The organism is Agrobacterium sp. NPDC089420 (assembly GCF_044900305.1).
GTDB lineage: Bacteria > Pseudomonadota > Alphaproteobacteria > Rhizobiales > Rhizobiaceae > Agrobacterium.
In genome coordinates, this window is sequence record NZ_JBJDMY010000003.1 from 349,697 (window position 1) to 362,870 (window position 13,174).

Genomic DNA, 13,174 nt, shown 5'->3' on the forward strand with positions numbered 1-13,174 from the left:
TACAGGTTTATGTTATCGATAACATTCATCCCTTTCAGACGTGGATGTCAAGGCTTAAACGCCCGGTTTCGGTACGGAGCCGGCGCGCAGGGCGGCCGCAGGGCGGGGAAATATGCGCCTTGCGGGCACGATCTGGATGCGGAAATTTTGGCGCACCACAGTGGTGCGCGGTTGAACGGGAGTTGTTTATGAGAGCGATTGTCGCCCATGGGGCAAAGGATGTGCGCATCGAGGAGCGGCCGGAGGAAAAGCCGGGGCCGGGAGAAGTGCGGCTTCGTCTGGCCCGGGGCGGGATTTGCGGCAGCGATCTCCACTACTACAACCATGGCGGTTTCGGGGCCGTGCGGCTTCGTGAACCCATGGTGCTGGGCCATGAGGTCTCCGCCGTCATCGAGGAATTGGGCGAAGGCGTGGAAGGGCTGAAGGTCGGCGGCCTGGTGGCGGTGTCGCCGTCGCGCCCGTGCCGGAGCTGCCGATTCTGCCAGGAAGGCCTGCACAACCAGTGCCTCAACATGCGCTTTTATGGCAGCGCCATGCCTTTCCCGCATATTCAGGGTGCTTTCCGTGAGGTTCTGGTGGCGGATGCGTTGCAATGCGTGCCGGCCGACGGGCTCAGCGCCGGTGAGGCGGCCATGGCGGAACCGCTGGCGGTGACGCTGCATGCCACCCGCCGCGCCGGGGATCTGCTGGGAAAGCGCGTGCTTGTCACCGGCTGCGGCCCCATCGGCATCCTGTCCATCCTCGCCGCCCGCCGGGCGGGGGCGGCTGAAATCGTTGCGACAGATCTGTCGGACTTCACGCTTGCCAAGGCGCGCGAAGCGGGTGCGGACCGTGTCATCAACAGCAAGGACGAGCCCGATGCGCTTGCCGCTTACGGCGCCAACAAGGGTACTTTCGACGTTCTCTATGAATGCTCGGGTGCCGCCGTGGCGCTTGCCGGCGGCATTGCCGCGCTGCGGCCGCGCGGCATCATCGTCCAGCTCGGATTGGGGGGCGACATGAGCCTGCCGATGATGGCGATCACCGCCAAGGAACTGGACCTGCGCGGCTCCTTCCGCTTCCACGAGGAATTCGCCACCGGTGTCGAGCTGATGCGCAAGGGCCTGATCGACGTCAAGCCCTTCATCACCCAGACCGTCGACCTTGCCGACGCCATCGCCGCCTTCGAATTCGCCTCGGACCGCAGCCGCGCCATGAAGGTCCAGATCGCTTTTTCCTGAGCGCTTTTCCGCATAGTGGCGTGCGGTGCTTCGACCCGCGGCGGATGGTTCCGTCGCGGGTTTTCACTGGGAGATTTCCGCCCCCGCCGGCAGATGTCGATGTTATCGGTATCATCGATGATCCGCGCCAGGCTCCCGTTTACGCCCGGCCTTCCCCCCGCTGACGTTTTCCCGTCGCGCTGCACATTTTGACGCAGGTCAAAAAGGTGATTTGCCGCTTTTGGTTTTTTGCGTTATCGAAATTTCAGAAATTACTGAAAATTCAGGAAGCAAAGAAATGTCGACCGCTCTCTCCCCCCTCGTCCAGTCCTTCGTGCTGCATTTTGGCGAAATGGGCAGCCGCTGGGGAATCAACCGCACCGTCGGCCAAGTCTATGCTTTGCTTTATATTTCGCCGCAGCCGCTCTGCGCGGACGATATTGTAGAGGCGCTCGGCATTTCCCGTTCCAACGTGTCGATGAGCCTGAAGGAGCTTCAGGCCTGGAACCTTGCAATTCTCAAGCACTTTCCCGGCGACAGGCGCGATTTCTTCACCACGCCGGAGGATGTCTGGCAAATTCTCCGCACTCTTGCCGAGGAGCGAAAGAAGCGCGAGATCGACCCGACGCTCAGCGTGCTTCGGGAAATTCTGATGGAGGCTCCGGAAAACGAGGACGAGCGGCACGCGCAAAAGCGCATCGATGAGATGAAGACGCTGATCGAGCAGCTCACCGGCTGGTATGACGATGTGAAGCGGCTGGAGACGGAACGGCTGGCCTCGCTTCTGGCGCTCGGCTCGAAGGTCACGAAGCTTCTGGAGGCCAAGGATAAGATCGTCTCCCTCGCCAGGCCGCGCGGCGCGAAGAAGGACGGGTGAGGAGACCGGCCATGAACATGTCCGCACAAATCCGCCAGACGGTCGACAGCAATGGTTCGGGCTGTCCCGCGCCGGCCGTGGCTGCGCCCGATAGGGCGCGGCGGCGCTTCTTCAGCGGCGCCAACCGTAAGGGCTCGCGCGGCAATGCCGCCGTGAAAACGACACATGCGCAAGGAGTGGGACGATCCGTGGCCCTGCTGCATGTTCTGGCGGCCCTGCTCTGGCTGCCGCAGGCGGGCCTGCTTGCCTTTTCGGTCGGAAAAATCGCCGATGGCCAGCCGATGATGGCAATCGTTCCGGCAGCCGTTGCGGTTCTCATCCTTGGTCTCATCAAGGCCTTGCTTGAAAAAATGGCGGCGCGGCTGTCGTTCCGGGCTGCACGCGCCGTCCTTTCCCGGCGGCGGCTGGAAGTGCTGGAGGCCGTGGCCCGGGTCTCGCCGCTCGATCTGTCACGAACGGCCTCCGGTGAGGCCGCAAGCATGCTGGCTGAGACGGCCGAAGCACTGGTGCCCTATCTTTCCCGGTTCCAGCCGGCGCGCATGAAGGCCACCATCGTCCCCCTGGTTTTCGTGCTGGTGATCCTGCCGTTTACCTGGGTTGCGGCGCTGGTGCTCCTGCTCGCCATGCCCACCATCCCGCTCTTCATGGCGCTGATCGGCTGGCAGGCCAAGGCGGCCAGCGAAAAGCAGCTGGCCGAGACGGGCACCATGAACGCCTTCCTGCTGGATCGCCTGCGCGGACTGGAAACGATCCGGGCGCTGGAGGCCGTCGATCTGACCGCCGGGCGTCTCGACGCCGATGCGCAGAGCCTCAAGACGCGGACGATGGCGGTGCTCAGGATCGCCTTTCTCTCCTCGGCGGTGCTGGAGCTTTTCGCCGCCCTCGGCGTTGCCATGACCGCGGTCTATATCGGTTTCCATCTGCTCGGCTTTCTCGACTTCGGCGCCTGGGGTCAAAAGCTGACGCTTGCGGAAGGTCTGTTCATCCTGCTTCTCGCACCGGCCTTTTTCGAGCCGCTGCGGGACTTGTCCGCGGTCTGGCACGACCGCGCGGCCGGCGAGGCGGCGCTCGGCGCGCTCGACAAACTGGCGAAGGGCGGTGCGGCGATCGTGGGCGAGGGCCGGGTCGCAGCGACGGCTGCATTGCCCACGCCCGGTACGGTGGAGATGAACGATCTGTCCTTCGCTTATCCCGGCGCGTCGCCCGTGTTGCGACATTTCGATCTTGGCGTTCGGGCGGGCGAGACGGTTGCTCTTCTCGGGCCGTCGGGCTGCGGCAAATCCACCGTGCTGTCGCTGATTGCCGGTCTGGTTCCACCAAAAAGCGGCACGATAGACATCGGCGGCATTGCCCTTGAGGACGAGACTGCCGACAGGCTGCGCACGACCATCGGGTGGATCGGCCAGAAACCGTTCTTTTTTGCCGGTTCACTGGCGGCGAATATCCGTTTCGGCCGGGCCGGCCTCACGCGAAACATGGTCGAGGCGGCGCTGGAACAGACCGGGCTCGATGGATTGTCGTCCGCCCGGCCGCATCTCATCGTCGGCGATGGCGGCCACGGCATTTCCGGCGGCGAGGCGGTGCGGCTCGCTATTGCCCGCGCCGTCGCCGATCCCGGAGTTCGCCTCATCCTGGCCGACGAGCCGACGGCGCATCTCGACCGGCAAACCGCCGCCCTCATTACGGAAAACCTGCTGCAACTCGCAAAAGGCAGGACCTTGGTCGTCGCAACCCACGATCCGGTGCTGGCCGCGCGCATGGACAGGGTCGTGGATATGACGGCGGTCCATGCGGGAGGCCGGTCATGATTGCACGTTTGGCCGTATTGAAACCCGTCATCGCCCTTTTCTGGTCGGCCCGGCGCGGCATGCTGCTTGCCGGCGCGGTTCTGGCGGCCGCCACGGTGCTGGCGGGCATCGGCCTTCTCGGCGTGTCCGGCTGGTTCATCACCGCCACCGCAATCGCCGGCCTGCTTCCGGCAACGGCCTATGCGTTCGATGTATTTGCACCTTCGGCGGCCATTCGCCTTCTGGCGCTGTCGCGTACCGCCGCCCGTTATGGCGAGCGCATGACCACCCATGAAGCCACGCTCTCCGTGCTTGCGGCGCTGCGCGAAAGGCTGTTTCGCGGTTTTGCCGCGCCGCAGGCGGCGAAAAACCTGCAGGCAAGACCCGCCCGCCTGCTGAACCGGCTGACGGCGGATATCGATGCGCTGGATTCGCTTTATCTGCGCGTGCTGGTTCCCGCTGCCGTCGCGGTCCTCGCCGCGATCGCAACGGGTATCGGACTTGCTTTGCTCGATCCGCTTGCGGGCATTCTGGCGGCCCTCTTCCTCCTTGCGACAGGACTTGGCATTTCGGTGCGCGCCGCATTGAAGGCGGAGAAATTCTCGCGCCGCCGGGCAATCGGGCTTGAAGCGCTGCGTGCCCGCACGGCCGATCTCGTGACCGGGCAGACGGAACTGCTGACCACGGGCCGCATGTCGGCGCAGATAGAGGCGGTCAAGCGGGCGGATGACTATCTGCTTGCCTGCGACGCCAAGCTGAACCGTATCGAGACGAATGCGGGTTTTTCCTTCGGAGTTTCAGCCGCTGTCCTGCTGAGTGCGGCGCTTATCGGCATGGCGTGGCTTGCGGAGCGCGGAACGGTGAGCGCGCCGGCGGCAGCGCTTGGGCTGCTTGCCTGTTTCGCCGCGCTGGAGCCATTTGCGGCGCTGCGCCGCGGGGCGATGGAACTCGGCCGCACGCTGTTTTCCGCAAGGCGTATCGCGCCGCGTCTTTCGGCAGGGGCCGAGGCGCGCTGTCTCCTGTCGCCGGTTACCGGCGTGGCGGCAGAACTCGAAAATCTGCGTCTGGAACGGGACGGGAATACCGATCCGGTTCTGACGAATATCAACCTTGCCATCCCCTGCGGGCAAAGGATCGCGATCATCGGTCCGAGCGGGGCGGGCAAGACCAGCCTCATCCAGCTTCTTGCGGGTGAATTGCGCCCGGCCGCCGGCACGGTCAGCGCCTTGCCGTCCACCCTGATGACGCAGCGCAGCCAGCTTTTCCGCGATAGTATCGCCGACAATCTGCGGCTGGCGAAACCCACGGCGACGGAAGACGAATTGTGGGATGCGCTCACGGCGGCCGGCCTTGCCGAACACGTGAAAACCCTGCCGGCCGGGCTGGAGACGCGGCTCGGCGAAGCCGGGCAGGGCCTCTCCGGCGGACAGTCGCGCCGGCTGGCGCTCGCCCGTTTCCTGCTCGTCGACAAACCGCTCTGGCTTCTCGACGAGGTGACGGAGGGACTGGACGGCGAGACGGCGCGCGACGTGCTCCTGCGGCTGTTTGCGAGAGCCGAAGGCAAGACTGTCGTGATGATCACCCATAATCGCCGCGAGGCGGAATTTGCCGATCGCGTCATCGTGCTGAAAGACGGCCGCCAACTTGATCAATGTCAAAGCGGCGCGCCCGAATACGACGTAGTGCTGCAATCATTACGTCCGGACTGAGTGATTTTTCAGGGCCGGCATCGTTTCACAACAGAAGGCTGACCTTTCATGAAAGGTGGGGTAAGAACATGGAACTCGACATCGTGGCGCTGTCGCGCCTGCAATTCGCGGTTACCGCTTTATATCACTTTCTATTCGTTCCCCTGACGATCGGACTGTCGGTGGTGATCGCCATCATGGAAACGGTCTATGTCATGACCGGCCGGGCGATCTGGCGGCAGATGACGAAGTTCTGGGGCACGCTGTTCGGCATCAACTTCGTGCTGGGGGTCTCCACCGGCATCGTCATGGAATTCCAGTTCGGCATGAACTGGAGTTATTACAGCCATTATGTCGGCGATATTTTCGGTGCGCCGCTGGCGATCGAGGGCATGATGGCCTTCTTTCTGGAGGCCACCTTCGTCGGATTGTTCTTTTTCGGCTGGGACAAGCTATCGAAACTCGGCCATCTCATCGCGACGTGGTGCGTGGCGCTCGGCTCGAATTTTTCGGCGCTGTGGATATTGATCGCCAATGGCTGGATGCAGAACCCGACGGGCTCCGCCTTCAATCCGCAGACCATGCGCATGGAAGTGACGGATTTCTTTCAGGTTCTGTTCAACCCGGTGGCGCAGGCGAAGTTCGTTCACACGGTCTCGGCGGGTTACGTCACCGCTTCCATCTTCGTGCTCGGCGTTTCGGCCTGGTATGTGCTGAAAGGACGCCATGTCGATCTCGCCAAGCGCTCGATGACGGTCGCGGCCTCCTTCGGCCTGGCATCCGCCCTGTCGGTCGTGGTGCTGGGCGATGAAAGCGGTTATCTTTCCACCGAACACCAGAAGATGAAGCTCGCCTCCATCGAGGCCATGTGGGAAACGGAGCCGGCCCCGGCCCCCTTCACGGCCATAGGTTTTCCCGATCAGGAGGCGCGCGAGACACATTTCGCGGTGAAAATCCCGTGGGTCATGGGTCTCATCGGCACCCGTTCGCTCGATACGGAAATTCCGGGCATCAACGATCTGGTGGAGCTGGCGAAGACCCGTATCCGCGATGGTATCAAGGCTTATGACGCGCTGATGCAGATACGCGCCACCGGCAAGGGCGCGGAGCTGCCGGAGGAAGTGCGCGGCACCTTTGCCGAACTCGGCCATGAACTTGGTTATGCCCTGCTCTTGAAGCGTTATGTCGACGATCCGCGCCAGGCGAGCGAAGAGCAGATCGCCAGGGCGGCGGCCGATACCATCCCGCATGTGCCGACGCTGTTCTGGGCGTTCCGCATCATGGTCGGTCTCGGCATATTCTTCATCCTTTTGACGGCGACCTTCTTTTATCTCTCGGCCCGCCGCCGGCTGGATCATTATCCGTTGCTGCTGAAGGTCGCGGTCTTCGCCATCCCGCTGCCGTGGATCGCGGCGGAAATGGGCTGGGTGGTGGCTGAATTCGGTCGCCAGCCATGGATCATCGAAGGCGTGCTGCCGACGGCCGCCGCCGTTTCCAGCCTCAGCGCTTCGACGGTCCTGATAACGCTCCTGTGTTTCATCGCCATCTACACGGTGCTGTTCATCGTGGAAATGGGGCTGATGCTGAAGGCGATCCGCAAGGGGCCGGATCCGGACCATGAGCCGGAAGCGCCGCTCGTTCCCGAAAAACTCGCCGCTGCGGAGTAAATCATCATGATCCTGCACCAACTCATCGACTATGAAACCCTGCGCATCATCTGGTGGCTGCTGCTCGGCGTGCTGCTCATCGGTTTCGCCGTCACCGGCGGGTTCGATCTCGGCACGGGCGCGCTGCTGCCCTTCGTGGCCAAGACGGATATCGAACGCCGTGTTGTCATCAATTCCATCGGTCCCGTCTGGGAAGGCAACCAGGTCTGGCTCATCCTTGGCGGCGGCGCGATCTTCGCGGCCTGGCCACCGCTCTATGCGGTGTCGTTCTCAGGGTTTTATCTGGCGATGTTCGCCACCCTGTTTGCCCTGATCCTGCGGCCGGTCGGCTTCAAGTACCGCTCCAAGCGCGAAAGCGCCGCATGGCGCAGCGCCTGGGACTGGGCCTTGTTCGTGGGCGGCTTCGTTCCGGCGCTGATTTTCGGCGTGGCCATCGGCAACGTGCTGCAGGGCGTGCCCTTCCACTTCAACGACGATCTGAGGATCTTCTACGATGGCACGACGCTGTTCGAACTTTTGAACCCCTACGCCATCCTGTGCGGTCTCGTCTCCGTCGCCATGCTGGTGATGCACGGTGCTGCCTGGCTGGTGCTGAAGACCGAAGGCCCCGTGGCCGCCCGCGCCCGCGGTTTCGGCAGCGTCGCGGCGCTTGCCACCACCCTTCTCTTCGCGCTCGGCGGCATCCTGTTGTGGCTCGGTGTCGATGGTTATCGCTTCACCTCGGAAGTCGTGACCGACGGGCCTTCCAATCCGCTGTCGAAGACGGTGGAGGTTGCGGGCGGTGCGTGGTTTTCCAACTATGCGGCGCATCCGTGGATGATGCTGGCCCCGGCGCTCGGCCTTGTCTTCCCGCTTGTCGCTTTCCTGTTGCTCAGACTTGGCAGGGAGGTGCTGGCGCTGCTGGCCAGTTCGCTCGCCATTTTCGGCATCATCGCCGCCGTCGGGCTTTCGATGTTCCCTTTCATCCTGCCGTCCTCGGTCGATCCGAAATCGAGCCTGACGGTGTGGGACGCCTCGTCCAGCCATATGACGCTGTTCATCATGCTGGTCGTCGCCCTCGTCTTCGTCCCCATCATCGTTGCTTACACCTCATGGGTCTATCGCGTGTTGTGGGGCAAGGTGGATGAAAAGGCGATCCGCGACGACAGCGGCCACGCATATTGAGATAGTCCCGGAAGAATCTGAAGCGGGTTTTTGTCCGCAATCGCGTCCGAAAAGCAGGACATCGATAGAAGGAGATCGAACATGTGGTATTTCGCCTGGCTGCTCGGCCTGCCTCTTGCCGCCATCTTCGCCGTCATGAACGCCATGTGGTATGAGCTGATGGAAGAAAACGCCAAAAAGGCAGAGGCCAAGCCGGAAAAATAATGCTTTGGGCAAGAGGCAGGAAGGGCGGCATCCGGTGTGGATGCCGCCCTTCTCGTAAAATCAGCCGTATCCGTGGCACGGCCCCTAGTGGATCGCGATGCCGCGCTTGTCCGCTTCCTGCTTGATGATGTCTTCGACGATCGCTCTTTTGAGGTTCGGATTTCCGAGAAGATAGTCGTCGGCGATTTCGAAAATCGACTTCGGATTCTCGGTCGCCCGCAGGGTGTCGAGATCCTGGCCGATCTGTTCCCTCAAGCTCGAATAGTCGTCCATTGCGGCTCTCCCGGTCAGATGGTCAATGCAGCAGTTCGGCCGGAACCTTGCCGCCGTTTTCCGACAGCTTCTTGATGACGGCCTTGTGCAGCCAGATGTTCATGGTCGCCGAATCCGAAGTGTCGCCGGTATAGCCGAGTTCGGCCGCCAGTTCCTTTCGGGCGCTGAGGCTGCTGTCGAGATCGAGCGCTTTGAGAAGGTCGACGATCGAATGTTTCCAGTCGAGCTTCTGCCCGTTCTTCTTGACGGCCGCATCCAGAATGGAGGCGACGTCGACGCTGCCGGCCGACGGCGCTGCGCCGGCTGTCGGAGCGGGTGTGGCGGGCTCGGCCGGTGCGGCCGGGCTTGTGGTGCTTGTCGGCGTTCCGGCGGGGGCCGACGTCTGCGGCGCGGCCTCGGCCTTGCCAAAAATCGCGTTCTTGATCTTGTCGAAAAAGCTCATTTTGTCCTCCCCTTATCGGCGAAATGCCCGCCCGACGGCGATGAGAATGCAGGCGCCGATGAAACCGGCGATCAGATAGCCAATCCAGCCTCCGAGCGAAATACCCACCAGCCCCAGCAGAAAATTGGCGACGATGGCGCCGACAATGCCGAGGATGATGTTCATGAAAACACCCATATTGCTTTTCATGAACTGTTCGGCGAGCCAACCGGCTACGCCGCCGATGATGATTGCTGCAATCCAGCCAACTTGTGCGTCTTCCATAACAGGCCTTTCCTTTGTGAGAGAGGTCCGCAGGCTTATGGACAGGCTTTTGCGCGCACTGATCCCCCCGCCTTGAATAGACCCCAGGCGCCTGAATAACGAAGATGCGGACATTTGGTTCCGCGCGGACGCACCGCCTTCCGGTTTTAGCCCTGGCTTTGAAAATCCAGTCCGATATCCAGGACCGGGGCGCTATGGGTCAGCCAGCCGACGGAGATGAGGTCGACGCCGCTTGCGGCGATGGCGGCGGCCGTCTGCGGATCGATGCGGCCCGAAGCTTCGGTGATGGCGCGGCCGGCGACGATCTCCACGGCTTGCCGTAACTGTTCGGGCGTCATGTTGTCGAGAAGAACCGCATCCACGTCCTCCTCCATGGCCTCGCGCAATTGCGCCAGCGTGTCGACCTCCACCTCGATCTTGACGAGATGACCCACGCCCTGCCGCGCGCGGCGGATGGCGTCACGCACGCCGCCGGCCACGGCAATATGGTTGTCCTTGATGAGAACCGCGTCGTAGAGCGCGAAACGATGGTTCATGCCGCCGCCGGCGCGCACGGCATATTTTTCCAGCGCCCTGAGGCCGGGCGTCGTCTTGCGGGTGCAGGCAACGGAAGCTTTGGTCCCGGCGACCGCTGCAACGATTTTTGCGGTGACGGAGGCGATGCCCGACAGATGGCCGAGGAAATTCAGCGCCGTGCGTTCCCCCGTCAACAACCCGCGCGAGGGACCTTCGATCGTCGCGATGATAGTGCCGGGCGTGACGGCCGCTCCCTCGCCAATATGCCGCGTCATCACGATCGCCGGGTCCACCAGCTGGAAAGCCAGTTCCGCCGCGTCGAGGCCGGCGATGACGCCGGGCTCCCGTGCCGCCATAACGACGACCGAGCGATGATCCGCCGGGATGACGGCGGCGGAGGTAATATCGCCCGCAAGCCCCAGGTCTTCCAGAAGCGCATTGCGCACAAGCGGTTCGATGATGAGGCGTGGCAGGGGGGCAAGGGTCATGTCAGGCGCTCCGCGCAATGCTGGAAGAGGACGGGCTGGAAGAGGACGGGCTGCAAGAGGACAGGCTGGAAGAGGAGAGGTCGCGGGCAATGGCGATCACCTCGGCAAGGCTCAGCCTTCGCCGTGCGGCCGCCGCGTTCTTTCCCGGAAAATCGTCGCGGAAATGCGCACCGCGCGATTCCATGCGCAGGGCCGCGAAGACGGCGATGCCAAGGCTGACGAGGGCGGGATCGGATGCCGGGGTTTCCTGTTCGGCAAGCGGCAGCAAATGTCGGATCGCCTCGTGCAATCCTGCGGCTTGTCTTGCGATACCGAGGTGCCGGGACACGATGGGGCGGACGATGGCGGGATTTGCCGCGGCAAGGCCGGCCGCGGTAAGCGGCGGCGCGCTCACCGCCCGCCCTGCGGGCGATGCCGGGCGGCCGGCGATATTCCGTGCCGCGCGCATGCCCATGGCGGCCGCTTCCAGCAGGGAATTGCTGGCAAGCCGGTTGGCGCCGTGAAGACCCGTACAGCCGGTTTCGCCGGCAACCCAAAGGCCGTCGACCGAACTCCGGCCTTTGGCATCGGTAGCGACGCCGCCCATATGGTAATGCACGGCCGGGCGGACGGGAACAAGCTCGCGGGCGGGGTCGATGCCTGCCTCGCGGCACAGCAGGTCTATCGAGGGGAAACGGGTGGAGAAGCCGGAGCCGAGCGCCTTGCGGGCATCGAGAAAGACCGCGCCGCCGCGCAGGATTTCGCGGTCGATGGCGCGGGCGACAATATCGCGCGATGCAAGCTCGGCGCCCGGCACCGCCGCCATGAAACGCTCGCCGTTTTCGTTGAGAAGCAACGCGCCTTCGCCCCGCACGGCTTCGCTGACCAGGGCCAGCGGCCGCCTGGGCGAAGACAGCGCGGTTGGGTGGAACTGGACGAATTCCATATCGGCAAGGACAGCGCCGGCGCGCGCGGCGAGCATGATGCCCTGTCCGTAATTGCCGGATGGATTGGTCGTTGCCTCGTAAAGCCCGCCGAGGCCGCCGGTGGCAAGAACCACGCGTGTGGCCGGCAGAAGAAATAGGCCCTTCGGACCGGCGCAGGCGAGCCCGGCGATTGCGCCGTCCTCCGTCAGTAGCCGGCGCACTTCCGTACCCTCCAGAACCGTGACGGAGGGTGTCCGCAGGACCGCGGCCGCCAGAGCCCTGATAATGGCCGCGCCGGAGCCGTCGCCTTCGGCATGGAGAATACGTCTTCTGCAATGGGCTGCTTCCAGCCCGAAGACGAGCCTGCCTGCGGCGTCGCGGTCGAAACCGACGCCGGCCTGCTCCAGTGCCGCGATGACGGCGGGCGCGGCGGCGACGATATCCGCGGCCATTTCCGCATCGCACAGACCGTCGCCGGCGGCGAGCGTATCGGCAAGATGCAGTGCCGCGCTGTCGTCCGGGCCGAGGCTTGCGGCGATGCCGCCCTGCGCCCAGGCGCTGGATGTTTCGCCGCCGAGGGCGCCGCGCGTCAGAAGCAGCACCGGCTGCGGCGAAAGCGTCAGCGCCGCCATGAGGCCGGCGATGCCGCTGCCGACGATGACCGTCCAGTCCTGTGGCGGCGGGAGGCGCTCGCTCATACGTCCAGCATCCTTTCCACGGCGCGGCGGGCGGCGGCGGCGATGGCCGGATCGACCGTCACCTCATGGCGGTTTTCCTCCAGTGCTGTGCGGATATTGCCAAGCGTGATGCGTTTCATATGCGGGCAGAGATTGCAGGGCCGGATGAATTCGACGTCGGGATGGTGCACGGCGACATTGTCGCTCATCGAACATTCGGTCAGAAGCACCACGCGGGTAGGCCGCACGCGGCCGACATAATCCGACATGACGGCGGTGGAGCCGGAAAAATCCGCGGCTTCGACGACATCCGGCGGACATTCGGGATGTGCCAGCACGGTGACGCCGGGATGGCTTTCTCTCAACTCGCGAATGTCATCGGCGGTGAAAAGCTCGTGCACCTCGCAATGGCCGCGCCAGGCGATCAGTTCGACATCGGTTTCCCGCGCCACGTTCTTTGCCAGATATTCGTCCGGCAGCATCAAAACGCGCGGTACGCCGAGCGATTCCACCACCTGGCGGGCATTGCCGGAGGTGCAGCATATGTCGGACGCCGCCTTCACTGCGGCGGAGGTGTTCACGTAAGTCACGACCGGAACGCCGGGATAGGCCTTGCGTAAAAGCGCGATGTCTTCCGGCGTGATGGAATCGGCCAGCGAACAACCCGCGGCCATATCCGGAATGAGCACGGTCTTGTCCGGATTGAGCAGCTTTGCCGTCTCGGCCATGAAATGCACGCCGGCCAGGACGATCACATCCGCTTCCACTTCCATCGCCTTGCGGGCAAGGGCGAGACTGTCGCCGACGATATCCGCGACGCCATGGAAGATTTCCGGCGTCTGATAATTATGGGCGAGGATGACGGCGTTGCGTTTGCGTTTCAGGTCGAGGATCGCCTCCACATCGTCCTGAAAACCCATCCACTCCGCCTTGGGAATGACGCGGCTGACCCGATCATAAAGGCTTGCGGCAGATATCTGTTCGTTCACGGCGCTCTCCCAATTATACTCTTTTTGAGTATAT

At 63.4% G+C, this 13,174-nt stretch carries 13 protein-coding genes; 7 read left to right on the forward strand and 6 right to left on the reverse strand.

The genetic code is table 11. The features are described from left to right. Nucleotides 1–188: 188 nt before the first annotated feature. The 7 genes from ACI2KA_RS06320 to cydX all read left to right on the forward strand — a co-directional run bounded on the left by ACI2KA_RS06320 (nucleotide 189) and on the right by cydX (nucleotide 8,586). Nucleotides 189–1,220 carry an L-idonate 5-dehydrogenase gene (locus ACI2KA_RS06320; RefSeq protein ID WP_404500255.1) on the forward strand — a complete coding sequence of 344 codons (1,032 nt, stop codon included), beginning with the start codon at nucleotides 189–191 and terminating at the stop codon, nucleotides 1,218–1,220. Between the two features lie 277 nt (nucleotides 1,221–1,497). Next, a complete protein-coding gene (locus ACI2KA_RS06325) occupies nucleotides 1,498–2,076 on the forward strand; it encodes a GbsR/MarR family transcriptional regulator (RefSeq protein WP_404500257.1) in 579 nt (192 codons plus the stop codon). Between the two features lie 17 nt (nucleotides 2,077–2,093). Next, a complete protein-coding gene (gene cydD, locus ACI2KA_RS06330) occupies nucleotides 2,094–3,884 on the forward strand; it encodes a thiol reductant ABC exporter subunit CydD (protein ID WP_404500441.1) in 1,791 nt (596 codons plus the stop codon). Then, entirely contained in the window at nucleotides 3,881–5,572 is a 1,692-nt protein-coding gene (gene cydC / locus ACI2KA_RS06335) for a thiol reductant ABC exporter subunit CydC (protein WP_404500259.1), read from the forward strand. The genes cydD and cydC overlap by 4 nt, the downstream gene beginning before the upstream one ends. 68 nt (nucleotides 5,573–5,640) lie before the next feature. Next, entirely contained in the window at nucleotides 5,641–7,218 is a 1,578-nt protein-coding gene (locus tag ACI2KA_RS06340; RefSeq protein WP_404500261.1) for a cytochrome ubiquinol oxidase subunit I, read from the forward strand. 6 nt (nucleotides 7,219–7,224) lie between these two features. Beyond that, a complete protein-coding gene (gene cydB / locus ACI2KA_RS06345; protein ID WP_404500263.1) occupies nucleotides 7,225–8,382 on the forward strand; it encodes a cytochrome d ubiquinol oxidase subunit II in 1,158 nt (385 codons plus the stop codon). An 81-nt stretch (nucleotides 8,383–8,463) separates the two neighbouring features. Then, a complete protein-coding gene (cydX, locus tag ACI2KA_RS06350; RefSeq protein WP_006313811.1) occupies nucleotides 8,464–8,586 on the forward strand; it encodes a cytochrome bd-I oxidase subunit CydX in 123 nt (40 codons plus the stop codon). A gap of 84 nt (nucleotides 8,587–8,670) precedes the next feature. Here the strand turns inward: cydX and ACI2KA_RS06355 are convergent, their stop codons facing one another. From ACI2KA_RS06355 to nadA, 6 genes are all read right to left on the reverse strand, one after another. Then, nucleotides 8,671–8,859, reverse strand: coding sequence for a hypothetical protein (locus tag ACI2KA_RS06355; RefSeq protein WP_404500266.1), 189 nt, complete (start codon nucleotides 8,857–8,859; stop codon nucleotides 8,671–8,673). A gap of 22 nt (nucleotides 8,860–8,881) precedes the next feature. Beyond that, nucleotides 8,882–9,301, reverse strand: coding sequence for a DUF3597 domain-containing protein (locus ACI2KA_RS06360; RefSeq protein WP_404500268.1), 420 nt, complete (start codon nucleotides 9,299–9,301; stop codon nucleotides 8,882–8,884). A 12-nt stretch (nucleotides 9,302–9,313) separates the two neighbouring features. Then, a complete protein-coding gene (locus tag ACI2KA_RS06365) occupies nucleotides 9,314–9,565 on the reverse strand; it encodes a GlsB/YeaQ/YmgE family stress response membrane protein (protein ID WP_065116337.1) in 252 nt (83 codons plus the stop codon). Between the two features lie 146 nt (nucleotides 9,566–9,711). Then, on the reverse strand, nucleotides 9,712–10,569 hold the full coding sequence (nadC, locus tag ACI2KA_RS06370) for a carboxylating nicotinate-nucleotide diphosphorylase (RefSeq protein WP_404500270.1): 858 nt from the start codon (nucleotides 10,567–10,569) through the stop codon (nucleotides 9,712–9,714). Nucleotide 10,570: 1 nt separating this feature from the next. After that, the gene (locus ACI2KA_RS06375; protein WP_404500272.1) at nucleotides 10,571–12,172 is read right to left on the reverse strand and encodes an L-aspartate oxidase; all 1,602 of its coding nucleotides are present in this window, start codon (nucleotides 12,170–12,172) and stop codon (nucleotides 10,571–10,573) included. Further along, nucleotides 12,169–13,140 (reverse strand): quinolinate synthase NadA, encoded by a 972-nt coding sequence (nadA, locus tag ACI2KA_RS06380; protein WP_404500274.1) that lies wholly within the window; start codon nucleotides 13,138–13,140, stop codon nucleotides 12,169–12,171. The genes ACI2KA_RS06375 and nadA overlap by 4 nt, the downstream gene beginning before the upstream one ends. Nucleotides 13,141–13,174 lie beyond the last annotated feature (34 nt).